The organism is Falsiphaeobacter marinintestinus (genome assembly GCF_007923355.1).
Classification (GTDB): domain Bacteria; phylum Pseudomonadota; class Alphaproteobacteria; order Rhodobacterales; family Rhodobacteraceae; genus Phaeobacter_A; species Phaeobacter_A marinintestinus.
On record NZ_VOGO01000017.1, the window covers coordinates 36,904 to 63,284 of the forward strand.

Annotated in this window: 17 protein-coding genes; 5 read left to right on the forward strand and 12 right to left on the reverse strand. The window is 58.5% G+C overall.

Annotated elements, in window-relative coordinates:
- Positions 1 to 35: 35 nt before the first annotated feature.
- A complete protein-coding gene (gene glpD / locus FOY56_RS21835) occupies positions 36 to 1,622 on the reverse strand; it encodes a glycerol-3-phosphate dehydrogenase (RefSeq protein WP_146348276.1) in 1,587 nt (528 codons plus the stop codon).
- A 262-nt stretch (positions 1,623 to 1,884) separates the two neighbouring features.
- On the opposite strand from glpD, the gene FOY56_RS21840 reads away from it, so the two are divergent.
- Both FOY56_RS21840 and FOY56_RS21845 read left to right on the forward strand, forming a co-directional pair.
- Positions 1,885 to 2,643 carry a DeoR/GlpR family DNA-binding transcription regulator gene (locus FOY56_RS21840; RefSeq protein ID WP_146348277.1) on the forward strand — a complete coding sequence of 253 codons (759 nt, stop codon included), beginning with the start codon at positions 1,885 to 1,887 and terminating at the stop codon, positions 2,641 to 2,643.
- Between the two features lie 348 nt (positions 2,644 to 2,991).
- Positions 2,992 to 5,973 (forward strand): H-type lectin domain-containing protein, encoded by a 2,982-nt coding sequence (locus FOY56_RS21845; RefSeq protein WP_146348278.1) that lies wholly within the window; start codon positions 2,992 to 2,994, stop codon positions 5,971 to 5,973.
- Positions 5,974 to 6,129: 156 nt separating this feature from the next.
- Here FOY56_RS21845 and FOY56_RS21850 read toward each other — a convergent pair whose 3' ends face one another.
- The 6 genes from FOY56_RS21850 to FOY56_RS21875 form a co-directional block, all read right to left on the reverse strand.
- Positions 6,130 to 7,080, reverse strand: a complete 951-nt coding sequence (locus FOY56_RS21850; RefSeq protein WP_146348279.1) for a LysR family transcriptional regulator — start codon at positions 7,078 to 7,080, stop codon at positions 6,130 to 6,132.
- A gap of 500 nt (positions 7,081 to 7,580) precedes the next feature.
- On the reverse strand, positions 7,581 to 9,251 hold the full coding sequence (locus FOY56_RS21855; RefSeq protein ID WP_146348280.1) for an amidohydrolase: 1,671 nt from the start codon (positions 9,249 to 9,251) through the stop codon (positions 7,581 to 7,583).
- Positions 9,252 to 9,313: 62 nt separating this feature from the next.
- Complete coding sequence (locus FOY56_RS21860; protein WP_146348281.1) at positions 9,314 to 10,345, reverse strand: ABC transporter substrate-binding protein; 1,032 nt, start codon at positions 10,343 to 10,345, stop codon at positions 9,314 to 9,316.
- A gap of 32 nt (positions 10,346 to 10,377) precedes the next feature.
- Positions 10,378 to 11,181, reverse strand: coding sequence for an ABC transporter permease (locus FOY56_RS21865; RefSeq protein ID WP_146348282.1), 804 nt, complete (start codon positions 11,179 to 11,181; stop codon positions 10,378 to 10,380).
- Complete coding sequence (locus tag FOY56_RS21870) at positions 11,174 to 12,085, reverse strand: ABC transporter permease (protein ID WP_146348283.1); 912 nt, start codon at positions 12,083 to 12,085, stop codon at positions 11,174 to 11,176. The genes FOY56_RS21865 and FOY56_RS21870 overlap by 8 nt, the downstream gene beginning before the upstream one ends.
- Before the next feature lie 3 nt (positions 12,086 to 12,088).
- Positions 12,089 to 13,168, reverse strand: a complete 1,080-nt coding sequence (locus tag FOY56_RS21875; protein WP_146348284.1) for an ABC transporter ATP-binding protein — start codon at positions 13,166 to 13,168, stop codon at positions 12,089 to 12,091.
- 120 nt (positions 13,169 to 13,288) lie between these two features.
- On the opposite strand from FOY56_RS21875, the gene FOY56_RS21880 reads away from it, so the two are divergent.
- A complete protein-coding gene (locus tag FOY56_RS21880) occupies positions 13,289 to 13,936 on the forward strand; it encodes a TetR/AcrR family transcriptional regulator (protein WP_146348285.1) in 648 nt (215 codons plus the stop codon).
- Positions 13,937 to 13,958: 22 nt separating this feature from the next.
- On the opposite strand, the gene FOY56_RS21885 is transcribed toward FOY56_RS21880, so the two are convergent.
- The 4 genes from FOY56_RS21885 to FOY56_RS21900 all read right to left on the reverse strand — a co-directional run bounded on the left by FOY56_RS21885 (position 13,959) and on the right by FOY56_RS21900 (position 20,576).
- Positions 13,959 to 14,897, reverse strand: coding sequence for a carbohydrate kinase family protein (locus FOY56_RS21885; protein WP_146348286.1), 939 nt, complete (start codon positions 14,895 to 14,897; stop codon positions 13,959 to 13,961).
- Between the two features lie 4 nt (positions 14,898 to 14,901).
- Positions 14,902 to 16,128, reverse strand: a complete 1,227-nt coding sequence (locus FOY56_RS21890) for an ROK family transcriptional regulator (RefSeq protein WP_146348287.1) — start codon at positions 16,126 to 16,128, stop codon at positions 14,902 to 14,904.
- Between the two features lie 227 nt (positions 16,129 to 16,355).
- Complete coding sequence (locus FOY56_RS21895) at positions 16,356 to 19,277, reverse strand: FecR family protein (protein WP_146348288.1); 2,922 nt, start codon at positions 19,275 to 19,277, stop codon at positions 16,356 to 16,358.
- 3 nt (positions 19,278 to 19,280) lie between these two features.
- Entirely contained in the window at positions 19,281 to 20,576 is a 1,296-nt protein-coding gene (locus FOY56_RS21900; RefSeq protein WP_146348289.1) for a tetratricopeptide repeat protein, read from the reverse strand.
- Positions 20,577 to 20,873: 297 nt separating this feature from the next.
- Here FOY56_RS21900 and FOY56_RS21905 point away from each other — a divergent pair, with 297 nt between their 5' ends.
- The gene (locus tag FOY56_RS21905) at positions 20,874 to 23,129 is read left to right on the forward strand and encodes a CHASE2 domain-containing protein (protein WP_146348290.1); all 2,256 of its coding nucleotides are present in this window, start codon (positions 20,874 to 20,876) and stop codon (positions 23,127 to 23,129) included.
- Positions 23,130 to 23,287: 158 nt separating this feature from the next.
- On the opposite strand, the gene FOY56_RS21910 is transcribed toward FOY56_RS21905, so the two are convergent.
- Positions 23,288 to 24,742, reverse strand: coding sequence for a phosphatidylserine decarboxylase (locus tag FOY56_RS21910; RefSeq protein WP_146348291.1), 1,455 nt, complete (start codon positions 24,740 to 24,742; stop codon positions 23,288 to 23,290).
- Positions 24,743 to 25,207: 465 nt separating this feature from the next.
- Between FOY56_RS21910 and FOY56_RS21915 the strand changes: the two genes are divergently transcribed.
- Positions 25,208 to 26,302 (forward strand): endonuclease/exonuclease/phosphatase family protein, encoded by a 1,095-nt coding sequence (locus FOY56_RS21915; protein WP_146348292.1) that lies wholly within the window; start codon positions 25,208 to 25,210, stop codon positions 26,300 to 26,302.
- Positions 26,303 to 26,381 lie beyond the last annotated feature (79 nt).

Here is a 26,381-nt window from a genome sequence, read left to right on the forward strand (position 1 = left end):
CGCGGTGCCGGGCAGACCTGCACCGCGCGTTCTGCTTATTCCGCAGCCGCGTCGGTGCACGACACGTCTTGGTCAGCCATCCATGTTCTGAATGTTTCGATCTGATCATCGGACATGTGCAGACCCAGCTTGCTGCGCCGCCACAGAACATCGTCGGCCTGGGTCACGAATTCTGTGTCGATCAGCCACCGCACTTCGCGTTCGGTCAGCGAGGCACCAAACTCCGTTCCCATGTCCAGCGCCGACGCCGCATCGCCCAGCATGCTATGCGCCTCGGTCCCATAGGCGCGAACCAGACGAAGCGCCCAGCGTGGGGTCAGGAACGGATAGCTGGCAGACAGCTCGGCCACCAGATCATGCACCCCATCGACTTCGAAATCGCCGCCCGGAAGCGGAACACCTGCGGTCCAGTTGCCCGGCAGACCATCGAATACCGCGCCCAGTTCGCGCAACGCGCCCTCGGCAAGGCGACGATAGGTGGTGATCTTGCCGCCAAAGACGTTGAGCACCGGGGACCCGCTGCTTTGGTTCAGCTTCAGCACATAGTCCCGCGTCGCCGCCGTGGCGCTGCTGGCACCGTCATCATACAGCGGGCGCACGCCGGAATAAGTCCACACAACATCCTCTGCGGTGATGGGCGCTTTGAAATACTGGTTCACGAAATCGATCAGGTAATCGCGCTCGGCCGGGGTGCATTCGGGTTTGACGGATGGATCGTGATGTTCGGCATCGGTGGTGCCGATCAGAGTGAAATCGGTCTCGTAGGGAATTGCAAATGTGATGCGGCCATCGGTGCCCTGAAAGAAATAGCATTTGTCATGCGGGTACTGGCGTTTGACAACGATATGGCTGCCGCGCACCAGACGAACCTGCGCCTGATGTGTCACGTCCAGAGCTTCGTCCATCACGTCGGCCACCCAAGGACCGGCGGCGTTAACCAGCGCCTTGGCGGTGAGAGTGGTCCGATCACCGGTCTGCGTGTTTTCGATATCAACTGTCCAACCGCCCTGCCCCGGCGTGGCTTTGACAACCTTGTTGCGGGTCAGGATGGTCGCGCCGCGCGCCTGCGCATCGCGGGCGTTCAGAACAACCAGCCGGGAATCCTCGACCCAGCAGTCAGAGTATTCATAGGCCTTTTCGTATTTGTCCTTTAGCGGTGCGCCCTCGGCGCTGGTGCGCAAATCAAGGCTGGAGGTGCCCGGCAGAATGTCACGCCCGCCCAGGTGGTCATACAGGAACAGGCCCAGACGGATCAGCCAGTCAGGTCGCCGCCCTTTCATCCATGGCATGACCATGCTTAGCAACCGCGAGGTCGGCGTGGTGGTTTCGAACCGCATGTCCTGATGCAGGGGCAGCACAAAGCGCATCGGCCACGAGATATGCGGCATCGCTTTGAGCAGCGTTTCACGCTCGATCAAGGCCTCGCGAACCAGACGGAACTCAAAAAACTCAAGATAGCGCAGGCCGCCGTGGAACAGTTTTGTCGATGACGACGACGTTGCGCTGGCAAGATCGTTCATTTCGACCAGCGCCACCGACAGCCCGCGCCCGGCGGCGTCGCGGGCAATACCGCAGCCATTGATACCGCCACCGATGATCAGCAGGTCATAATCCGTTTGCATTTGAATCTCCCGAACGCGGCGCGTGTTTGGGCGGAAAATCGCAGAAATGGCGCCCAAACGAAAGCGAATATGTTCATTTATTTTCGTTATCGAATACTGCATTGATATAATAGGTGATTTCAGATCGACACAGCGTCTCAACTGGCACTTTATCGCACATCCAGGGCTTGCAAACTGGTATCCAGATTCGCATAACCATCTTCAACGCACGCTGTGCGAGTGCGAATTTTCGCAAACGAACCTACAGACAGGGCCACCCAGGATGAGCCAGACCCTTCGCAAACCCGAGATCATCCGCCTTGCGCGGCGCGAGGGGCGTGTCACGGTCGACGGGCTGGTCGCACATTTCGGGGTGACCCCCCAAACGATCCGCCGCGACCTGTCCGAGCTGGCGGAACAGGGCAAGCTTGAGCGGATGCATGGCGGCGCGGTGCTGCCATCGGGCACCACGAATATCATCTATGACGAACGGCGCGCGCTGATGCATGACGTAAAGGCCGACATTGCCCGCGCCTGTGCGCGCCACATCCCGAACGACTGTTCGCTGTTTCTGAACATCGGCACCACGACCGAGGCTATTGCCGCTGAATTGCTTGGCCATACCGGGTTGCTGGTGGTGACCAACAACATCAACATCGCCACCACTCTGGCCGACAACCCCGATATCGACGTGATCGTGACGGGTGGCACCTTGCGCCGGTCTGATGGCGGGCTGATCGGGTATCTCGCGACCAAAACCATCGAACAGTTCCGGTTCGATTTCGGCATCATCGGCTGTTCGGCGTTAAACACGCAGGGCGACATTCTGGATTTCGACCTGCAAGAGGTCGAGGTCAGCCACGCCATCATCCGGCAAAGCGACACGGTATGTCTGGCCGCCGATTCATCCAAGTTCAAACGTTCGGCCCCGGCCCGGATCGGGTCGATATCGGACGTCGATCTGTTCTTTACGGATGCGACCTGTGCGCCCGGATTCGAGACCGTTTGTGCGCAGGGTGGGACACGGATCATCCGCACCTGAACACGGCCTTTTTGGCCCACAACCAGCGCACGATTCGCACCAGACGATTCGCCCCCTCTGGGTCGAGCAAATTTCAGTCAACTTCATCGATAATCGACACCAAAGGGGAATCCACCCCCTTGGCCTTTGGGACGAGGCATTGGGCGGAAGAGCGCCGCTGACGTAATAATGCACTGATTTAAATACATATTTAGAATTCGAAAGTATGAATATAAAAACTTGACCTATGTCAAATAAGACATTCTATTTAACCGATACATTCACCTTGAGAATGTTGCTGTTGGAAGGGCGTACCAGATTTTTAGGTGCCGTTTCTTGCAACAGTTTGGTGTACGAGAGGAGATCCCCATGGCGATACAATTTCAATCACTGCTGCATACTTTCAGCCTTGACGACATAACGGCGACGTTTGAAGGGCTGACATATGCAGATGACCCGTCATTCATTGATACAGACGGGGCCGTTGTCGAACAGATGGTGGACAAGGACGGCAACGTCCTGTCGGGAATCGACAGCGAATTCGGCTTTTACGTGTCTGACTTCCTGGGGGCCGAAGACAAGGTTCTGGACGGCGATTTCGGCGAAGGCTTTGCAGGCAACATTTTTAGCACAGAAAATCCGGATGAAGTTGTCGGTCTGGCGTTGTCGAATGCTGCAACTGATGTGTTCCTGTCCGGCCTGCCGTTGGGCACATGGTCATTGGGTCTTGGCGGCGCGACCGTGAAAGCGTCGACCGAACATTATGTGACGATGGCAAGCGTTCTGTCCGACCAGATGTATCCTGGCGACCCGGATGCCCTGGGATCTTTGGATGACGAACTTCGCCTGCGCGACCTGCATCTGAGCGAGGTTGACGGGTCTTTGGTCGAAGGCGTCAAGCACGACCTTTATGTCGAAGAAGTGACCGAAGCGCTGCAGCGGGCCATCGACAACAACGAAGCCGGCACCAACCCCGCCATTTATGGCGATATCGATTTTGACCGCGACGGCACAACGGACTCGTTCCGCACCCTGTCCGTTGGCGTCGAGTATGACGCAGACGGCGACGGTGTTGCCGAGACCATTCAGGTCGGTGCAATCGATCTGGACATGGATGGACAGGCCGACATCGTTGATGGCTGGCTGAACGGATATGGCGGCGAAGCCGATCTTACAGACCTGATGGCCCCCAATGAATCAACCGTGCTGAGCGACATCGCCTATAGCTCGGATTATTCGGTGACGGTCAAGGACGACGGCAAACTGCTGTATCGCTGGGGCACAGCCGTGAAGCGGCCCAATGACATCCGCATGGAAGTGCATCTGGACCTGCCGGAAGAGTGGACAGCCGATGCTGACGACAATGGCATCGCAGACAGCCTGGAAGGCGACGCCGAAGGCTTTATCGTCACCAAGGCGCATCTGGTCATCACCCACGACATCACCAACAACCCGAACGATCAGGTTCGTCCCGAAGATTATGAAAACGAAGCCGCGATTGGCCGGTTGCCGTCCTATTATATCGTGACCGACCCCGATGATGCCGAAAACACACTTTGGGTGTCGATCCGGGATTCTTACAATGGGGAAGGCGATGCGCTGCCCAGCTATTTCAAGCTGACCGAAGCTGGCGAAGTCGACATGGCCGCCGGTGGCATCGCGGTGTTCAACCCGGACGGTGTTCTTGTCGGGTATCGCAACGAAGACGCAGACGGCAATCCGATTGGCACGGTCTTTAAAGATGAATCGCTGGCCGAACTGAATGCAGCCGCCGATCTGCCATTTGACACTGCAGACTTGGCCGAAGGCTATACCGTCGATTGGTACACCACCATTGATCGTGAGCCCTTCGAATGGTCCTATGACAAGTATTCGGATGATCCATACAAGCAGGACTTCGTCAGCTTCCGCAGCGCAGAAGAAGCCGCGCAAGAAGGTTATCACGAATCCGATCTGGTCTCGGGCCCGCGCTGGCGCCTGACGCCGAACAAGTTCGGTCAGGATCTGCCCGGTCTTGAAGTGCCGCTGATTGAGAACAGCCAACCGCCGTTCCAGCACGACAACATCAAGTATGAAACCGGTGAGTTCATCACCACCACCCTGAACCTGCTGGACTGGGAAGGCGATTCACCGCTGGCCAACAGCATGGGCTGGATGTCGATTGACCCGACGCGTCTGGACGAGAACGCCGATGGCATCATCGACGAAGGCTGGTCCGACGTGAACGGCATGTACGGCTCTGGCGATGCGATGCCCACAGGTCTGATCCTGTCCGCTGTATCGCCAAATGGCGTGAACCTGACACAGGATTATTTCGATACATCGGTCTATCTGAAAGGCGACCGCAGCGACTCGGCCAAGATCTATGACATCCAACTCGTGATCGAATACATCTCGGACTATATCGGCACGGTTCAGCAGGTTGACGGCGTCAGCAGCAATGGCGTGACGGTCGGCTTCCAGGATGGCGCGACCTTCAGCAACGCTGTGGTCTTTGCGTCACCGATCTCGATGAACGGGAACGATGTGGCAACCGTGACGATCACCAATGTCACAAGCTCTGAAGTCTCGATGTATGCCGAAGAGGCCGACTATCTTGATGGCGGACACGTTCCGGAATCTGTCAGCCTGTTGACCTTCGAAGAAGGCAACTGGACGCTGGATGACGGCACCCGTGTTGAAGTCGGTGAAGTTGATGTCACAGCCGGTGCAACCAGCCGTGTGCATACCGTTACGTTCGATCAGGAATTCGACGAAATCCCGAACGTTATGGTGCAGCTCCAAACCGCAAACGGCATGGACTGGGCAATTGTCCGGGCTCGTAACGTCACCTCGACCGGGTTTGAATTCGCGGTTCAGGAAGAAGAAGCCAGCGACGGCTTCCATGACGCCGAAGTGGTTGGCTGGGTGGCCATTGACGCCGCCAGTGCTGACAACCTGATCGACTGGGGCGGCGTTGCTTCGCAAGCCTTCTCGATGGAAGACGCGGTTGGCCATAATGGCGACTCGTTCACGTTCGACGCAAGCCTGGGCACCGATGTGCTGGTCTCGGCTTCGATGAACACCATGAACGGTCGGGACCCTGCCGTGCTGCGGATCACAGAAATGTCGGACGACGGCACCTCGGCAACTGTGGAATTCGTCGCACAGGAAGAACAAAGCCTGGACGACGAAGTTTGGCACAAGGCTGAAACCGTCGCCGGTCTGGCATTCGGTGGTGCCGGGATCCTGATTGGAAGCGAAACTGTTGCGGCCCCCATGTCGCCTTTCGATTTCCCGCTGGCAAGCGCAAGCGAACCTGCATCAGCGCCGGAACTTACATTCTATCAGGACGAACTGCTTTTCGCCTGATCCCTTTACCATGCTAACTTTGGGCCGGTCCTGTTTCAGGGCCGGCCCAATGCGTTTAAACCTTCCCCGATATGTCAGACGTCACATGAACACGTCCGGCCGCCATGCCGTCGCGCTGACAGGCAGGGCTGAATGCTCACCACGTCTGGTCCACGATCACGGCAGCGGCGCTTCGCCTGCGTTCAGGGGCAGCAGCAGATCAAACACACGGTTGCGCATCCAGGCGTGGAACGGCGCGTTGCTGACCCGTTTGTGCCAGCACGCGATGATCAGCGGCGGTTCAAGCGGTATCGGGGGAAGATACGTATCGATCCCGAATTGTATGCAGACCCGCTCGGCCAGTTGGCGCGGGATCAGACCTATCAGATCGCTGTTGCTGACCACCCGGCAGACCCCGGAAAACACCGGCAGGGTGACCGACACATGGCGCGCCCGGCCAACCTGTTCCAGCGCCGCATCGCCCATCGCGCCCAGATTGCCTTCGGGGGAAAACAAAACGTGGCCAAGGTCGCAGAACAGATCCAGCGGTAGTGTCGCACCCGGTTTGATGCCGCTTTCGGCGATCTGTGGATTTCCACGCCGGGCGATGGTGACAAAGGTTGAGTGAAACAACGGGCAACTGTCGATCCAGTCGGGCAACGTCTGATCCGGGATCAACGCCAGATCCGCACTATAGCGTTCAAGGCTGCTCAGGTAATCATTGGGGACAAGATCAACCAGTTGCACCCGCACATCCGGCGCGACCTGCCCGATCTCTGCGGCAAGATCCGGCATCAGAAGATCGGCGAAAAAATCGCTGCCGGTGATTTTGAAGTTTCCGGATTCCGTCGCCGGATCAAAGGGTTGCGCCGGGGACAGCAGAGACTGCAGGCGGTTTAGTTCGTCCTCTAGCGGGCGAGCAATGTTCCGGGCAAAGTCTGTGGCCACCAGCCGGTTGCCCTGACGCACGAACAACGGATCCTGCAAAGCGTGCCGCAATCTCGCCAGCGCACCGGACACTGCCGACTGCGACAGGCCCAGCCGTTCGCCCGCTTTCACAGTCGATCCCTCACGCAAAAGCATGTCGAGCACACGCAGCAGATTCAGGTCAAAGGTCGCGAAATTCATTTTAACGATACCCTATATCACAAATAACGTTTTGATAGATCTGGCAATCACATTTCTAAAGAGCAACATATTTACCCATTCTTGAGACTCGCAAGGCTGTTTGAAAAAAAGGGGGAGTAAAATAAGTGCCTTATGCTTCACCTTGGGCCATGGATCACGATCAGATCAAGTCACGGAAACGTGATTTCAACTGTTGTGGTTCCATGCCATCTTCTGCCGTCATGGCCGCCAGTGCCAGACGTCCAACATGTCAGACCGACACTGAGTTTCTCATGATGGGTTGTAAGGTCGCTTTGTCGACAGGAACATCGGGCCGTACTCGTATCCCCAGCGAGCCCCTGTTCCAGATGTTTGCATCGCACCCCAGCCCGTCCTTCACCAGTCCCCCCATGGACTAAGGTGATGCCCGGCCATCGCGCATACAGGATTGTCCGGTAGGTCCAAATGTGCGGTGGTCGGGACTTAAAGTCTCACCGCCCCCGCGCTGTCCCTTCGGATTCTCAGGGTTGATAGGTAACCTCGCCCGCACAAATCGTGGCCAGCGGCCGGGCGTTTGACAGGGTGTCGGCATCGGCCTGAAACAGATCGCAATCCATCACAGCGATATCGGCGAAATAGCCCGGGATCAGGGCGCCCTTGCAGCCTTCGTTAAACTCAACCCATGCGTTGTCATGGGTATAGGACGCCAGCGTGTCGTGCAGCGACTGGCGGTTGTCCAGCCAGGGCGCGGGAAGGTCGGCGCCGAACACCGCGCCTGCGACGGATGGCATCACATCAACGGGCACAACCGGCCAGTCCGTCGAGAAACACATGCGAGCGCCGCTGTCGCGAATGGCGCGCCACGCAAAGGCGCGGGCGATCTGGTCTTCGGTCAGGATATCGCCTGCGGCATAGGGGTCGAACAGCCCCCCGGCAGGCGAGTGCAAAGGCTGCATGGACGCAACAGCGCCCAGTGCGGCGATGCGAGGCAGATCGGCAGGGTCGATCACTTCGACATGTTCGATCCGATGGCGACTGTCGCGCGGCCCGTTGGCGTTGCGCGCGGCCTCATAACCGTCGAGCGTCCGACGCACGGCCCCGTCTCCGATGGCATGCACGCTGATCTGCAGACCCATCGCATCGGCGCGGATGCAGGCTTCGTTGAAATGATCGGCCTCGAACACGGCATCGCCAAGCGACTCCGGTTTGCCGGGATACGGTGTCAGCATCAGGGCGGTATAGCTGTCCAGAACGCCGTCCATGAACATCTTGACCCGGCCCGACCAGACCTTGTCCGAGGTGAAGCGCCGCCGCATTTCATCTGCTTCTGCAAGCCGGTCCAGCGGGTCGAAATTCTTCAGATGCATCGGCACCTGCACGCGCATTGGCAGACGACCGTCGGCCTCAAGTTCGGCCAGCAGTTCCAGCTGATAGAAATTGCCATCCATGTTGTGCAGGCCGGTGATACCATGCGCGGCGCAATGGTTCAGCCCGCGCAGGATGACCTCTTTGTCATGGGCGCGTTCTTTGGCGGTGGCCGCCGGTTCGGGATCGGCCCCGGTCACATAGCCCAGCAGATCACGCCCGCCCATCGCGGACAGCGACAGGACGGGGCCGAACGCGCCTGCCTCGTTCAGTTGTCCATTGGCGGTGCCATCAGCAGCCATAACGATCTCGGCCCCTTCGGGCACGTCGCCACCCTGCAGGATGCCGGCCTTTTCCAGGGCAGCCGTATTGGCCCAGACCGTGTGATGATCCGACGCCATCAGCGCCAGGGGGCGGTCGGGCATAACCCGGTCCAGATCGTGACGGGTGGCGGCAACGCCGGGTTCCATGATGTCATAATAGGCCGCGACGCACATGATCAGCGGATCATCCGGGCGGCCAGCCGCGTATTCGCGCACCGCGGCTTGCAGGCGGTCCGCGCCGCGCAAGCCCATAAGGTCAAGCATCTCAAGTTCGGCCGCGCCGCCGAACAGATGCACATGGCTGTCGATGAACCCGGGCAGAACCGTGCCACCGGCAGCATCAATGACCTGCGTGTCCGGACCTGAAAGCGCGCGAATGTCAGACGTGTCGCCCAGCGCCATAATGCGCCCGCCGGATATGGCCAGCGCCTGGGCCGAGGGCCGGGTTGGGTCAAAGGTCAGCAGCGATCCGTTCAGGATCACGAGGTCGGGCGCGATGGTCACGGGGCAGGCTCCTGTCAAGGTGGCAGCGGCCCCGGGTACCCCGAGGCCGCTGCGGTCGGTCTTTACTTCTGAAGTTCCAGCCAGATCTTGGTGTAGATCTTGGTCACCTCAGGCGGGCAGGTCTTGCCAACTTCGCCAGCGGCAGCAAACTCGGCCGGGATTACCACTTCGGGTGCCGTGCCCATGTCGGCTGGCATGAAGTCTTCCGACCCGGTGATGCCGTTGGCATAACGCGCAAAGGACGAAATCAGCGCGGCGTTTTCAGGCGTCATGATGAAGTTCTGGAACAGCTTGGCGTTCTCGACGTTTTTGGCGTCGGCCAGCACCACGACGTTGTCCATCCAGATCGGAAAGCCCTCTTTCGGATAGCCAAACGCGATGTCTTCGTTTTGCAGGCGCGAGCGGAAGGACGATCCGTTCCAGTTCACACCGGCGGCCAGATCGCCCTTGGCGTATTTCTCGACCGTGCCATAATCCAGCGAAATCCAGTGCTCTTTCGCGGCGACCAGCGTGTCGCGCACCTGGCGCAGAATGGTCTTGTCAGTCGTACACTGCTCGCCCCCGGCGTATTTGATCGCCAGGAACATGACGTCCGACATCTCGGGCACCACGTTGACCTTGCCCTTCAGTTCATCCGGTGGATCAAGGAAGATCGCCGAGGTGTTGATATCGCCGCCATAAACGCTGGTGTTCACAGTCAGACCCACCGTGCCCCACTGCCACGGCACCGAGTATTTGCGACCCGGATCGAAGTCCACATCAACCCAGTTTGGCGCGACGTTGGAAAAATTCGACATCTCGTCCGGGCGGGTCTCCATCAACAGACCTTCGCCGATCCAGATCGGAATATAGGTGGCCGATGGCACCACGATGTCAAAGCCGTGGCCGCCCGCGCGCACCTTGGCCAGCGCGGTATCGTTGCTGTCATAATCGGTGATCGTGACGGCAACGTCGTGTTCTTTTTCGAACTTTTCGATCAGCTCAGGGTTGGTGTAGTTGCCCCAGTTATAGATGTTCAGCGTGCCTTCGGCGAAAGCTGGGGCCGCGACGGCCATTGCCAGCGCGGTCAGGGTTCCGGTTGCAGTTTTCTTCATGGGAAATCCTCTGTTGGATGGGTGGAGGTTGGTCAGTTCTTGCGCTGACTAAGGATGAAATAGATGACGACCATCGTGACCGAGATCGCCAGAAGAACGGTTGAAATGGCATTCACCTCGGGCGTGACCGACCGTCGAAGCTGGCCCAGCATATAGGTCGGCAGTGTATCCTGACCGGCAGCTTTTACAAATTCGGTGATGACCACGTCATCCAGCGAGATCACAAACGCCAGCATCGCCCCGGCCAGAATACCCGGCCACAGCAGCGGCAGCGTCACCTTGCGAAACACCCGCAGCGGGGTTCCGTAAAGGTCCGCCGCAGCCTGTTCCAGCGTCAGATCCATCCCCTGCAGACGGGCGCGGATCGGCATATAGGCAAAGGGGATACAGAAGGCCGAATGGGCGACAAACAGAAACGCGCCGCCGGTATAGCCGGTGAAGGATTTGATCAGCGCAAAGAAGATCAGCAACGCCACCGCCGTCACGATCTCGGGCACCATCAGGGGCTGGTTGATGATGGCAAAGACCACGGTTTGACCCCGGTATGCCGGGCGGCGCGTGGTGGCCAGTGCCGCCAAAACGGCGGCCGAGGTCGCCACGAAAGACGCGACGACCGCCAGATAGAGCGAGCGCAAAGCCGCCACCTTGACCTGTTCGTTTTCCCAGGCCGAGACGTACCAGCGCCACGAAAACCCCTCCCAGATCGCGATCGAGGTGCCGACGTTGAACGAATACATCACCAGCAGCACGATGGGGGTGTACAGCAGCACGAAACAGGCCAACGCAATGGTGGTAAAGCCGCGCTGTTTCTGAACGTCAAACCCGCGATCAGCCATGCCCGGCCCCTTCTTTTCCGGCGGCCCGAACGTAATAGATCATCGAGGCCGTCACGATGATCAGCAACACGATGGCCAGTGCGGCCCCAAGCGGCCAGTTGCGCCCCTGCCCGAACTGCAATTCGATCAGGTTGCCCAGCATCATCCGCTTGCCACCGCCCAATACGCGCGGGGTCACATAAGCCCCCAGCGCCGGGATCATCACAAGGATCGACCCGGCGATAATGCCCGGTTTGGTTACCGGCAGGATCACCCGCCACAGCACCCGCAACCGGTTGGCGTACAAATCATAGGCCGCTTCGACCAAGGCAAAATCGAACCGTTCAAGCGAGGCATAGATCGGCAGCACCATCAGCGGCAGATACACGTACAGCATTCCGATCATGATCGCGAAGTCGGTGTACAGCATCTGGATCGGTTCATTGATCACGCCCATCGCCATAAGCAGCGAATTCACGACACCTTCGTTGCGGATCAGCTCCATGATCGCAAAGGTGCGGATCAGCAGGTTGGTCCAGAACGGCACCATGATCAGCAGCATCCACAGGTTGCGCTGCTTTGGCGGTCGGGTCGCAATGAAATAGGCCGTGGGAAAACCGAATATCAGCGCCACCACCGTGGTCACGGCGGCCAATCGGAACGACCGCCAGAAAATCGCCAGATGGGCATCGGCAAAGCCAAGCGTGTCGTCGAACATGTCGCGTTCGGCGAAGACGTTGAACCACGCGTCGGTCGAAAAGCTCCAGACGACGCCGCCATAGTCACCAGCTGTCAGGAAGCTATAGATCAGGACGATGAACAGCGGGCCAAAGGCCGCGACAAACAGGATCAGCAGCGCCGGTGACAGCAAGATCCAATGTGAATACCGTTCACTGAAGGGTCGGGTATACGTCGCGTCGGCCATCCCTTAATCCTTCAGAACCTGCGCGACACCGGGCGCGATTGCGATGCCGATGCGGTCGCCGACCTTTTGCTGAACCGAATTGTCCGGCGTGTTCTGAAGCCGCAGGGCAAAGGGATTGCCATCATCCAACGTCAGGTGAAAATGCGTGTCGGTGCCAAGGTACACAACGTTCGACACCGTGCCCGATACGGTCGCCTCACCGCTGTCAGGCGCGCAGAACGTCGCCTGCTCGGGCCGAACGGCAACGGTCACCTGCCCCATGCCGCCTTCACCTTGCGGCAGACGGGCCACAATATTGCCTCCTGCGTCCAGCGCGACACTGCCTTGCGTCTCATCTGCTTGTGTCACCGTGCCGATCAGGAAATTGGTTTCCCCGATGAATTCGGCCACAAAGCGTTCCGAGGGATGTTCGTAAATCTCATGCGGGCTGCCGACCTGCAGGATCTGCGCGTGGTTCATCACGGCGATCCGGTCGGACATCGACAGTGCCTCTTCCTGATCATGGGTGACGAACACAAAGGTGATGCCGGTTTCGTTCTGCAACCGCTTCAGTTCGACCTGCATCCCCTTGCGCAGCTTGTAATCCAGCGCCGACAGCGGTTCGTCCAGCAACAGGACCTTGGGCCGGGGCGCCAGCGCACGGGCCAGAGCAACGCGTTGTTGCTGACCACCCGAGATTTCAGACGTGCGCCGCCCGGCCATCGCGGTCATCTGCACCAGATCCAGCATCTGATCCACGGTCGATGAAATCTCGGCCTTTGGCCGGTTCAGCATCTCAAGCCCGAAGCCGATGTTTTCAGCCACGGTCATATGTGGAAACAGCGCATAATTCTGGAAAACCGTATTCACCGGGCGCTTGTAGGGCGGCAACGAGACCAGATCCTGCCCGTCCAGCCGCACCGCGCCATTGGTCGGGGCATTGAACCCGGCAATCGTGCGCAGCAGCGTGGTCTTGCCACAGCCTGACGGCCCAAGCAGCGTAAAGAATTCGTTTTCGCGGATCGTGACACTGACATTGTCCAGCGCGGTAAAGGCCTGAACCCCCGATCCGAAGACCTTGGAAACGCCATCAATTTCGATCATGTCTTGCTATCCCGAAAGGAATCCCACGCTGAAAGCCTACGGTCGGCGCGAATTCAGTCAACATAATTTTTTATTCCAGTAAAAACTTTACTTCGTGCTCAAGAAAAATATCCTTGATCCATGGCAGCCGTTGAAAGCACCCCAACCGGACTACGCGAACGTCAAAAATCACGCCGTCGGCGCGAGATTCTGGATGCTGCGAAAGATCTATTTGAAACAGATGGTTACGAAGAAACGACCGTCGCCAAGATCGCCGAAATGGCCGAAGTTTCGGCGCCAACCGTGTTCAATTATTTCGGTTCAAAAGACGAACTGATCGTGGCGTTGGTGTTGGAGATTCATGAAGACGGCCGGGTGTTCATGCAGTCGTGGCGCCCCGAACCAGGCGTCGGCGTGGGTGAATTGTTGGGCGATATGCTGTGCATCTACGCTGAGCTGACAATGAAACTGGCCGGGAAACGGATCTGGCGGTACGCCGAGGCGACGAATATCCGCAACCCCGACAGCCCGGTTGTCAGGATGTTCGCCGAAATCGAAGCCTATCATGTGGATGAGATCGGCAAGTTTCTGTGTGCCGCCATCGGGGCCGACACAGCCGAGACCCAGCGCAACTGCGCGTTCCTTGCCAGTGTCGCCTACAGGTGTTGGAACGCCCGTTTTCACGACTATATCCGGGACAGCGACATGTCGCTTGAGACCCACAAACAGCGGGTGCGCGCAGAAATGCGTAAGCTTGGCGATCTGGTGTCATTGACCCCGGGCACATGACCCAAAGGCTTTTGACCTGTGATCAGTCGCCCCCGGCGACCTCTCCGGCCCATGGCGGATTTGCCCCGGCGCGCGATACGGTGACCGCAGCAACCCGCGCGCCAAAACCCAATGCGGCGCTGGCGTCCTGAGCCGACAGGCCAGACAGCGCAGGCTTGGACAACAGCCCCAGTTCGGACAGTTTCGCCATCACCCCGGCATTAAAGGTATCGCCAGCCCCGACCGTGTCGACGATCTCAACCCGCTGGGCGGATACATTGACTTCGGTCCCGTCCGACAGGAAACCGGTTGCCCCTGCCCCGCCGCGCGTCAGGATCAACAGCGCGGGGCCCATCTCAAGCATCTTCTCGACTTTTTCGTTCAGGGACAGCGGCTCGGACACGATCCAGTTCAGATCCTCATCCGACATTTTCAGAATGTCGCTCTTGCGGATCATCCGGTCCAACCGTGCGCGATATCGCGGTTCGTCGGCGATGAAGCCGGGTCGGATGTTCGGATCGATCATGACAACCCGGGTATCGCCTTCGCGTTCCAGCAGCGCCAGATAGGCGTCGGCACCCGGCTCGCATGCCAGGCTGATCCCGCCGAAATACAGCGCCGAAACCTCGGATGACAGCTCTGGCATGTCATCTGGCGCCAGCATCCGCCCGGCCGAGTTTTCGTCGAAAAACGAATAGGTTGCGTGCCCGTCGGTCAGTTGCACAAAAGCCAGCGTCGTGGGTCGGTCAGACGTGATGATATGCGCCGTGTCCACATGGCTGGCCGCCAAAGCCGCAGACAGCTGTTGACCAAACACGTCTGTCGATACGCCGGTCAGCATCCCGGTCCGCACGCCCAACCGACCCAAAGCGATGGCCGTGTTGAACACCGCTCCGCCCGAATGCGGCACGAACCCGTCGCGCCCGCTGTCGGTGGGGGACGGGATCATGTCAATCAGGGCTTCTCCACAGCACAAAATCATTGCGCTATCCTTTCAGAATGGCGTTTCGGTTGACCAGAAAACGGTCAGACAAGGGCAGGCTGGCCGCACCAAGGCACCGGGCATCGCTGCCGATTGTGCCTTCGCGCATGTCCGGCACTTCAATTCCGGCAACCTGGGTCTGGTCCAGCATCCGGGCCGTGCGCGCGGTAAGTTCGGCCCGCACATCGGCAGGCATCCAGCCGTCGATCACCACACATTCGAAATCGATCAGACAGGATGAAGACACGATGGCGCTGGCCAACCCCGTGGCGGCGTTGGTCAGCCAGATGTCCAGAATGGCATCGGGAATTGCCCAGTCCGTCGGTCCGCCCCAGATCAGTTTGGCTGGAAGCCCGTGTTCGATCAGTGATTTTTCCAGCACCGCCAAAGACGCGACATCGACAAGTTGCTGCATCCCTGCCCCCAACCCGCCAATCGGCATCGACCCCAGCGCCGCCGCGTTTCCGGTGCGCCCCGAGTACAGCGTGTTGTCAAGCACCAGACCGCCCCCGACAAAGAACCCGACATAAAGATACAGAAAATCCTCGGGCTTGTTCTGATCTCCGAACACCAGTTCGGCCCCGCAGGCAGCCGAGGCATCGTTGCGCATGTAGACCGGGAAATTCCAGCTCTGTGCGATCTCGGCGGCGATGTCGCAATCGCGCCAGCCTTCCATGTTTGACGTCTCGACGCTCAGCATGGCAGGCCAGTCCCACAACCGGAACGGCAGCGCGATGCCAAGACCTGCGACCCGCGCCTGTTGCTTGGGCAACAGTTGGCCCGTCAGTTCGGTGATGGCCGCATTTGCAAACTGTACGACATCGTCCGGCGACGGAAACCGAAGCGCGTTGCGCACACGCCCGATGACGTCGCCAAGGAAGTTGGTCAGAACCAGTTCAAGACTGCCGCGCCCGATCTTCAGTCCAAGGAAATAGGCCCCGTCCGGCGACAGATCCATCGGGATCGACGGCTGCCCGATCTTGCCGCGGATCGGAGCGCCTTTCTTAAGCAACCCATCGGCCTCCAACGCGCGCATAATGACAGACACCGTCTGTGCTGACAGCCCGGTCAGCCGCGCAATTTCAGCCTTGGCCAAAGGGCCCATCCGGCGGATCAGCGTCAGAACCAGACGTTCGTTATGGGCCCGCAATCCGCTTTGGTTCGATCCCCGCGCCGAGTCGGTCGAAACGTGGATTTCGTCCCAAGCGCTGTGTCGTTGATCATGTATCATTGGACGTCCGGAGGGTTGGGGTGATGGGGTAATCCCGTCTCTCGCCGAGATTGGCCCCTTTTGTCAATAATAAATCACTTTAATTGATTTAGTCGACTGATTTTCTGATCGTGCCTTAGTGACAGGGTCTCTATCCGCCATAGAACAGGCACCAAGCCTGATGAACAGACTTGGACCTAGTTGGGCATGGTTTGCCCTGATATCAAGGGGTGAGCCGGTGCTGCGGCTTACTGCGAGCCCATGAAAGTGCCGGTGGCGCTATAGCCGCCGCTTCCGACGTTGAACGTGCCCAGAACGCCTTGCGCCACGCTGGCCGGGCCGCGTGCAAACGATCCGGCGGCCTGCCCGGCCAATCCTGATCCGGACAATGCACCGCCGAACCGGTTGTCGGCAGCGGCCCCTGTCATGGTGCCCGAGAAGCTTCGATTGTCGAAGTTGTCGATACTCAGCAAGCCGGTGCGCTCTCCGAAATCATAGGTCATCGCCAGATCGCCGACCGCGACATACTGCGCAACGCCGCCTTCCGTAGATCTGGCGACATTGCCGATGGCATGGCCCTGGAACGTGCCCGACCCTGTTGTCGGCAACTCGGCCGCAGTCGGAATGTCACCGGTGGCCCATGTTCCCAGATGTACGAAATCTGTCCGGCTGCCCCCCGGAAGCGAGGCATCCTGGAACTGGGTCTGCGTGCCCCACCAGCCCCAGTTCATGTAGTCACAGTTGCAGGGCGTGACATCCGCCGCGCTGAACAGTTCGGGCTGCGGGGCAAGCCCGGACGACACCACATATGTGCCCGGATCGGCCGGTGTGAGCGAGGTTGTCGGCTGATGCGATATGGCCGGGCCATCTTCGGTGAACAGAAGGGTGGTATTGCCCCCCTGGCTGTTCCCCGGACCGGTCGAGTTCGCAGCGAACCGGTCATCGTCCAGATAGACCGCGCGACCGGATGCGGCTTCGAAGAAAGTGTCAGTCACATCAAACCCGAACGCATACTGATAGCCAGCGACCAACGGATCTGCATTTGTGACGTCCGCCGTCGCGATAAGACCGCCGAATTCGGAACTTGCGGCGTCAAACTGCATTTCAACATCGGTATAGGTACGCGAGCGGAACGGAGTGATCGATCCGTCAGCAGATTCCGTCATTCCAGCGGCATAGCCAAAACGTGTTTGGTTGTCCAGTTGCCGGTCAAAGCCTGACAGGGCCTCTTGGCTGGACAGAATGGTCGGCACCATCATTGAACTGTATTGATCGCCAAACGTCGGTGCCAAAAGCGGATCCGACAAGGTCACATCAATAAATTCTCTTTCGTCCCGGAAACTGTTGCGCGCAAGACCAATGCTGATACCCGAAGAATACACGAAAACTTCGGCATTCGTACCGGTGATCGCGGTCGTGATGTCGGCATTGTCAACCAGAACTGATCCGGTGCCGCCGCGCATGAAAACGGACTCGTCGGTCGAGGACAACCGGTAAGATCCACGGCGCGTCCCGCCAACGCCCAGGGCATCTTCACCGGTATTGGCAAGGCTTCCGAACACAATGCCTGCGTCGCTCACGATCATCGACCGCTGCGCGGCCCCCTGCCCCTCAATGCGCAAGGCACCATACAGGGTATGTGTCGACGTCGTCACATTGGTTTTTTCGACCATATAAAACGGCGTCTCAGCCGCAGCAGACAAAAACGCATTGCCAAAGCTCAGCGCCACCTCGGGATTGAGCAAAGCCACATCCGACACGATTCCACGGGTGGTCCGGGCATAATCTTCACCCAAGGTATATGTTCTGACTTGGGCGGCACGCGAATTCGCGGTGGCAGGGTAAAACACTTCGCGCGAGGTTGGCGTGCCGACGACAACATACAGTGATGACGGATCTTCGGTCTCAACGTCGTCCAACGCCAGATAATACAGGGCAAAACCGCTTGGTCCGCGCAGGATGGTGCCACCATTCACGTTGACCTGATATTCTTCCGAGAACGTCGGTTCGATCGGTGTTTCGCCCTCGGCGGTCGGATAGGAAAATGTCAGATCCCCGATCTCGACCGCAACCGGATTCCCGGCCGAGGTTTCCAACAGTGTGACCGGCAAAACGGAGTCAGCCACACGCGTCACGATGCTTGCCGACCATGGTGAGCCGACCGTCGCTACACCATTGTCGGTCGTATAAAACGGAGGCGTCCCGAAGACGCCAGACAACGTGCCCCGTTCAAGGATCGGCTCTTCCGGATCCACCGGTTCACCCATTTCGATCTGACCCCGCACAAAATCGTTCTGCGCCTGTTCGGTCACAATTACCCCCAACGCCAGCGTCAGATCACCGATGCCCGGTGTGTCCTGATCGGGGGCCAGCGCGGTGGCCACAACCTCGGGCCGGGGACGGGGGCGGATCACAAACGGAGCACGCCCCGAGTTCTTCTCGGGGATCCGGCTTTTGACCACATCCTCTTCGGTCGGAATCCGGACCGCGCCGCCGCTCTGATTGGGATCACCGGCCAGACGACGCTGGACATTGCCGCGTTTCAGCGAAGCCAGCGGCACAATCTTGGATTTGCCGTTCTTGTAAACGACGATGGCATAACCCGCCTGATAGACCCGGCGCTTGCGCCCGTTGGTCTGGGTCAGCGTCATTTCATTGCCGAAAATCAGGCTTGCGATCATGACCGGACAATCTTTGCCAGACAGGCAATCCGGGCTCAGATCGATCTCGGAAATGGCGCCGCGCACACCCAGAATGCCCACCGGCGTCTTGAACTGCACGGGGGCCTTGCTCTTGCTCAGCTTGCCGCCAACGAACCGCAGCGCGCCGCGCGTTACTTCTGTGACCAACGACCCGCTGCCATTGGCCGGATTATAGACAAACTCATCGATCACAACGCGCGAATTGGACCCGACGGTAAAGGTCGATCCGTCGACAAACAACACCTGCGTCAACCCGGCCTTGCTGGTGATGATCTTGTCCTTGTGGTTGATATTGTCGCCCACAACGATGGTCCGCTGGGCCGACCCGCGTTCCAGTGTGGACGCGCGGTTCACCGCAGATGACACGCCAACCCGGGTTTCAGCCATGGCCGTCCCAAAGGCGGTGCAGGCGATCAGACCGGCCAGAATGATCGGATGAGCGGGGGATGTGGGGATCAATTTGAACATGTGTCAGAACCGCTTTGAAACGCCGAACGTCAGGATCGCACCTTCGTAATCCCGCGTTGCGTAGTTTGAATTTTGCCCAAGGTACTGGCCTGTAATATAAGCTGAAAAATCTTTCTCCAGCGGGATGCCAAGGCTGGCTTCTATCCAATAGGCATTGTCATCCTGCCGGTTCATTGGATCAATAAAAGGGTCCGGTCCGTCATAGTCGCGCATCAATCCGCCGGCGGCAAACGACAGGGTCCAGGGCGCGTTATCCGCCAGAATCCCGCCGGAATACCCGGTGAAGTAATAATTCGCCCGCGCCGACATCGCATAGGCCGCATAGCTTTTGAAATCCTGCTCGCCGTCGACAAGCCGGGCCTCCAGAGTGAACAAGGTCAACAGGTTGGTATTCAGAAGCGCCGTGAACTGCGCCTGAGCGCGATAGGCTTCGCCGGATTGCAAAGATGCTGTCGGATAATTCGGACCGTTCTTGTAATCGACGGACCGTCCTTCCAGCAGCACATCAAGGAACACACGCTCATTGATCTGCGACCGCAACCGTGTGCCCAGCCCCAGCGTGCTGCTGTAATGATGACCATCCAGCGTTGACGCGCCGAAGATGCCATAAACACCCAGGCGAGAGTTGTCCCAGCCGTACCGGCCCAGACTAAATGACGGGCCAGCGGCGACTTCGATCAGGTTCATGTCAAGCCGGTTAATGTCGAAGTAATTTGTCGTGTATAGCGTGGTGTCGACTTCAAACAGGCTGCCCTGCCCCGGAAGGTCATGGGTGAAATGCAGCTGGGCAAGCGCGAAGAAATTGGTGTCGGACTGACCTGATGCACCGGGGCCCAGCGTGATCGGCACGCCACCGATGATGATCGCTTCCTGGTTGGGGGCCAGATTGGCATTGGAATGCCCCTGAAACCCGGCCTGCACGGTGCCGCTGAACCGGTAAGGCCGCGACTGCTTGCCAATGATCGTTGCAAACTCGTCCACGCGGCCCCGCACCGATGGCGGCAATTCCTGCTGGCTGACCGCGTCCAGATAATACTGCGCCGTGTCCGTCGCGCCGATCCGATAATACAGAACCGCCAGTTCCAGCTGAACCCGCGGCAACCCCGGCGCAAAAACCAGCATTCGTTCCAGCGTGGAAATCGCCGCCTCGTAATCGCCGACTTCGGCCGATAACATCGCGTATTCAAACGCGATATCCAGATTGGTGGGGTCATTCAGTGTGGCGTCAAACAGGACGTCACGCCGCGCCTGAATCGCGGCGAATGAGGTCTCGTCTGCCTCGTTTGCGGTTGCCGGCACGGGGCTGAGCACCTGCAGGAAAACAACAGTGCAAAACACCAACGGGGCGACAAAAAAACCGAACGAAGTGCGGCCATTCAATATGTGCATTTATCTACCGTGAAAGGATTCGGAGCAAAGTAATTGCGGCCAAGTATTTACGGCTTTTCGAATATATCAATCCTTTTTCTGAGGGCCAAATGCTCAAATACCTAGCTTTTGCACCCCTCTGTGGCATATTCGACCCACGGTCCTGCAAGCGAATCTCGCGGCGCGGAGCATCTGAAAAAACCATTTTTACCAAGGATCTACGCTTCGATGACGGACCCGGCTGACGCCTCTGCGACCCGCAGCGCACGACGGTCCCGCAGGGCGGCGCGTTGGAAACGCATCCTGAAGCGCGGCCTGCCTTTGACCGCCTCGACCGTCTTCTTTTTGCTGTTTGGCGCGCTACTCAGGTTCAGCGACCCGGTGGTTCTGGTGCAGTTCCGCAGCCTTGTGTTTGACGAATTTCAATCCTGGCACCCGCGCGACTTCGACCCGGATCTGCCGGTGCGCATCGTCGCCATCGACGAAGGGTCTCTGGACCGGATCGGCCAGTGGCCGTGGCCCCGCCACAAGCTGGCCGAGCTTCTTGACCGCCTTACCGCACTTGGCGCCGCGTCGATCTCGCTCGACTTTGTGTTTTCCGAACCGGACCGCATGTCGGGCGAACAGATCGCCAAGTTGATCCCCAAAGGCCCAGACCGGCAAAAACTGCTGGACGCTCTGGACGGCATGCCCGACGGCGATGCGCTGTTCGAACAGGCCTTGGGTCAGTCTGCATCGGTTCTGGGGGTCGTGCTGAGCAACAGCGAACCCGACCTAACGACCGACGCGACCGACATCCTGCGTGACAAGGTCGGCTTTGCGTTTGCGGGCGACAGTCCGCAGGACTTTCTGCCGGGTTTTACCGGGTCCGAACAACCGCTTCCGGCGCTGGCACAGGCGGCCAGCGGGCTTGGGGCGCTGAACTGGATTCCCAGCCGCGACCAGATCGTTCGAGAGGTTCCGTTGCTGTTCCGCCTGGCGGATGGCACCTTTGCCCCCAGCCTTGCCGCCGAAGCCTTGCGGGTCGCCCAGGGCGCCAGCACCTATGTGGTGCGCAGTTCGAACGCGAGCGGCCAGCAGGCCTTTGATGAAAGCACCGGCGTCAACGCCATCCGCATCGGCGCTTTCGATATACCAACCACAGCCACCGGATCGGTGCTGTTGCACTACAGCCCGGCGTCGCTCGAACGACATATTCCGGCCTGGAAGGTCCTTGACGGCACTGTCGACCCAGATCAGGTCGCTGGGCGCATCATGCTGGTCGGGGCCACGGCGCCGGGGCTGTTCGATTTACAGGCCACCCCGATCGATCCGGCCATCACCGGGATCGAAATCAACGCCCAGTTGATCGAACATATCCTGACGCAAACCTTCCTGCAGCGCCCGGACTGGGCGCTTGGGCTTGAGTTCGTGGTCTTTGCCGCGCTGGTCATCCTGTTTGGTGTTTTCGCAGCCGCGTTCTCGCCACTGGTCTCGGTGCTGCTGGGCACTGCGACCCTCGGCCTGGTGTTTGGCGGCAGCTACATGCTGTTCGTGCGCCAGGGTTTGTTTCTGGACCCCGGCTTTCCGATCTTCGGCAGCGCTTTGTCGTTGTTCGCGGCCACCAGTTGGCTGGCCATCCGCGAACGTGCAGACCGGCGTTGGGTGCGGGACGCCTTCGGGCACTATGTGTCTGGCGATCTGGTCAAACAGATCGTCAGCGATCCCGACATGCTCAGCCTTGGTGGCGAACTGCGCACGATGACGGTTCTGTTCTCGGACATCCGCAACTTCACGACCCGGGCCGAAGGCATGGATGCGCAGGAATTGACCAGCTATGTCAACGCTTTCCTCACCGATCTGACAGCCGTGATCGACCACCACGGTGGCACCATCGACAAGTATATGGGCGACGCCATCATGGCATTCTGGAACGCACCTTTGGAAGACCCCGATCACGCCGCGCACGCCTGCCAGACCGCGCTTGATATGCTGGATGCGCTGAAGGCGTTCAACCGCAACAACGAAGGCAAATACCCGGCAACCGAGATTGGCATCGGCCTGAACACGGGCATCTGCTGTGTCGGCAATCTGGGGTCAGAGCAGCGCTTTGATTATTCGGTCATCGGGGATGAGGTGAACGTTGGCGCGCGGCTGGAAAGCCAGACCAAGACCTATGGCCTGTCGATCCTTGTGGGCGGCGAAACAGCGCGGGACGCGGCGGCCAAGGGCTTTGTCTTCGCGCCAGTCGATTACGTGCGCGTCAAAGGCAAAGACGAAAAGATCGACATCCTGATGCTACTGGGCGGGCCGGATCACCCCGTAGCGCCTGACACCCTGCGCGCCATCGCCCCGGTCACCGCCATGGTCGAAGCATGTAAGATCAGCGACTGGGCCAAGGTCAGCCACCACCTCGGGGCCGCGCAGGCGATCAACGCGCCAGAGTTCAAAAGCCTGCTCAACTACTACAGCGAACTGGTGAAGGCAGCCAAGATGGCCACCTGAACGGATCGACAGATGCCCGGCTGCCAGCGGCTGCAGGCCTGCACCGGCTGGTCAAAGAAAAAGCCCACCAAAAGGCGGGCTTTCTTCATCTGTCACAGATTTGATCAAGGTACCCTTCGTGCCCAGAAAACAGCCTGAACACCTCAGGTTATGAACCCCTAGGGATCCGGTGTGATCGCTGGCGGCTGATCTGCCCCACCCGGGACCGCGCTGCAATCGGGAGTACCACCGAAGCAGCCGTATTTTTCACCCTGCAGCGATCCTGCATAGTTCACCCCTGCGCCGGGTGCCGGTTCAGCCAAAGTATCGACGGTCAGGACAAAATCCGCTTTCTTCTCGAAAATCACCACAAAATCAGAGCCGCCGAAGGCGAAGTTGGCAAACTCCTGCCCCTTGAAGGCTTGGGCGTTTTCCTGCACCCAATTGCGTTTCTGGATGGCCGAGACCTGCGCCATGCCCATAGGTGAAATCACCACCACACCATAAGGTTCCCCGGTATCAATCCCGATGACCATGCGGGTCTGGCCGAACTGCCAATCCGCTGTATCGCGCGGATCATAAAACGAAATTTCGCCTTCGCTGATGGCCGCAGACCAACCGGATTTCATCCGCTCTCCGGCCCGCAAATGGTTGAGATAGACGACTTTCCCGGACACGGGCACATGCAAGCGGTGGTAGTTGTTCACGTTCAGAAACTGATGCGTCCACGTCCCATTGTCAAACAATGTCGGATCAATCGCGCCGAAGGTTTCCAGAACCGTTTCGCCTTCGCCGCCCAGAACGAACTCATGCACGTCGCTATACAGCTTGCCCTTGATCACCCGGCCCGACTGGGCAACGCCATCATAGGTGGTCACCAGTTTACCGTCATTGGTGATCGGCCAATACCCGGCCGAGGTTGAATCCCCGATGGACACAACGGTTTTCGGGTCATCGTAGCCCTGGACAGGCCGGGACCCATTGGGAAAGGTCGCCGCGCAAAGCTCGCGCGTGAAAAACGCCTGAAATGTTCCGTATCCGCCCTCTGGCGGGCAATACCACGGGCTTGTCCCGGGGTCGCTGGCCGAGGTCCATGACGAGAAATTCGGGTCGCTGGTAAAATCGGGAACATGCACCGCCGAAGGTGGCGTTTCCAGGTAATTGCCCCATTCCACGGCGATATCCCGCATCCATTCGCTGAAAGTATCGTTGCTGAACTGGATCTGCCCGCGCGGGTCGGTGGTAAGCTGGCGATCAACAAGGAAATAGCTATAGGCCAGAATGTCGAGGATATTCCAGTTGCAGTAATTCTTGCCGTCCATCGAGACCCTGGTTTGGTCATTCATCGTCCCGGTCATGATGTTTTGCGGATTGTAGGTCACCAAAGCGTCGATGAAATCGTAATAATCATCCAGACTGGCCACAGGGTTGGTCATCGGGTCGTCATTGATCCGCTGACCCAGGGCGATTGATTGCTCAAGCTGGAATTTCAGCACCGTATCACTCTGAACCAGGTTGATCAGCTTGTCCGTGGCTGGCTGTCGCCCTGGCGCGGCGCAGTCTTCAGCCAAAGCGGTGTTCGCAATACAAAGGGCACTGGTTAATACTGTCACAGCGGTAAGAACTTGTTTCACATCGATCTCCCCAGTTTTAATCTTAAAGTTGTATTTACTAGAATCACTTCACTTAAAGATGATAACGCGCTCCACGGCTTAACACCAAGCCTCATCCATAAAAAACGAATTTCAATAACAACCCGTAAAGACGCGCTTCCGTCAGGAAGGCCCGATTGAGCGATCAAGACGCCCAAAACCCTCCCCCGCGTCGCAAGGGCCAAACCAGACGGTCCAACCCGACCATTAAACTCTAACCGATAATGCCGCGGCCCGGTCTGTCATTTCGGACATTTCCTAAGGTTGAAATATTTTACATATTCCCAAGCGCGAAGGAGCGGAACAAAACCTTTTCCTGAATGGAAATCCTGCAAGACCGCTTTCAGAGACACGCGATCAGTCTTGACGGTCCACGGTAACACGTAGTCAACTTGAAGATGCAATACTGTGCTGTTCACAATCCACATTTCAAACCCAGAGATTGCCATGCCCTTTTACCATGACCTGAAAGACTATGACTCGGACCCGATCTATCCAAACAAGGCCGATTGGATCGCCCGCCGCCTCCTGACCCTGCGCTATGACCTTGCGCAATCGATCACCAAGGCGCGACGCCCCAATTCGCTGATCATCGGTTCCTGGAACATCCGTGCCTTTGATGGCGGGATGCCCCGGCTGGACGAGAGTTTCCATTACATTGCCGAAATCGTCTCGACCTTCGATATCTGCGCGATCCAGGAACTGCGCGACGATCTCGGACCGCTCAAGCGGCTCATGAGGCTGCTTGGACCGAACTGGGATTACTTCGTCACCGATGTTGGCACCCACGAGGGCGCAAATTACGAGCGTATTGGCTTTGTCTACAACAAGGACAAAGTCTTCTTTCGCAATGTCATCGGCGAAATCGTGATCCGCTCGGATGCCTTAAGCGATGGCGGCCAGATCGCCCGCACACCTTTCTTCGCCGCCTTCCAGTCCGGCTGGTTCCGCTTCACGCTATGTGCCAGCCATATCATCTATGGCGACGACCTCGACATGCGCGCGCAAGAGATCACGGCCATCACCAAAGCCCTCACCAAACGCGCCAGGAAAGAAGACCAGGTCTTTGTTTTTCTCGGCGACATGAACATTGAAAACCGTGACGATGAAGTCTGGAAGGCGCTTGTCGACAGCGACATGAAAGTCCCACATTTCGAGGCGACCAACATGAAGGGCGACAAGTTCTACGATCAGATCGCATATACCGAAAAAGGCGCCTCTACCCGCAAAACCCGGCTTTTGCGCCACGATGTGTTCGACTGGCGAAATGCGGTCTTCGGCCCTGCGCAAGATCGCGACCCGGCAGCACCCGATGACCCTGAATTCGTCACCCGGATAACCGATGCCGAGAACCGCGCGCACTATGCGCCCATCAACGCCGCGATGCGTTCGGCCTATGGCAAAACCCCGTATGCCGATTTCGCATCGCAATATGCCACCAACTTCATGACCTTCGAGATGTCGGACCACCTGCCGATCTGGGTCGAGCTTGAAGTCGACTATTCCGACGACTACCTCGCCCGTTTTCTCTCAGATACCTAGTGTGTTGAATGTCACTGAGAACTGACCCGGTATTTTCACCGAGATTTGACCCACCGTTAGTTATGCGTTGTGGTTTATG

Coding starts and splice junctions, on each gene's coding strand:
- FOY56_RS21845 (WP_146348278.1), top strand. CDS start 2,992: ATGGCGATACAATTTCAATCACTGCTGCATACTTTCAGCCTTGACGAC.
- FOY56_RS21860 (WP_146348281.1), bottom strand. CDS start 10,345: ATGAAGAAAACTGCAACCGGAACCCTGACCGCGCTGGCAATGGCCGTC.
- FOY56_RS21890 (WP_146348287.1), bottom strand. CDS start 16,128: ATGATACATGATCAACGACACAGCGCTTGGGACGAAATCCACGTTTCG.
- FOY56_RS21895 (WP_146348288.1), bottom strand. CDS start 19,277: ATGTTCAAATTGATCCCCACATCCCCCGCTCATCCGATCATTCTGGCC.
- glpD (WP_146348276.1), bottom strand. CDS start 1,622: ATGCAAACGGATTATGACCTGCTGATCATCGGTGGCGGTATCAATGGC.
- FOY56_RS21885 (WP_146348286.1), bottom strand. CDS start 14,897: ATGATTTTGTGCTGTGGAGAAGCCCTGATTGACATGATCCCGTCCCCC.
- FOY56_RS21915 (WP_146348292.1), top strand. CDS start 25,208: ATGCCCTTTTACCATGACCTGAAAGACTATGACTCGGACCCGATCTAT.
- FOY56_RS21850 (WP_146348279.1), bottom strand. CDS start 7,080: ATGAATTTCGCGACCTTTGACCTGAATCTGCTGCGTGTGCTCGACATG.
- FOY56_RS21865 (WP_146348282.1), bottom strand. CDS start 11,181: ATGGCTGATCGCGGGTTTGACGTTCAGAAACAGCGCGGCTTTACCACC.
- FOY56_RS21875 (WP_146348284.1), bottom strand. CDS start 13,168: ATGATCGAAATTGATGGCGTTTCCAAGGTCTTCGGATCGGGGGTTCAG.
- FOY56_RS21840 (WP_146348277.1), top strand. CDS start 1,885: ATGAGCCAGACCCTTCGCAAACCCGAGATCATCCGCCTTGCGCGGCGC.
- FOY56_RS21870 (WP_146348283.1), bottom strand. CDS start 12,085: ATGGCCGACGCGACGTATACCCGACCCTTCAGTGAACGGTATTCACAT.
- FOY56_RS21880 (WP_146348285.1), top strand. CDS start 13,289: ATGGCAGCCGTTGAAAGCACCCCAACCGGACTACGCGAACGTCAAAAA.
- FOY56_RS21905 (WP_146348290.1), top strand. CDS start 20,874: ATGACGGACCCGGCTGACGCCTCTGCGACCCGCAGCGCACGACGGTCC.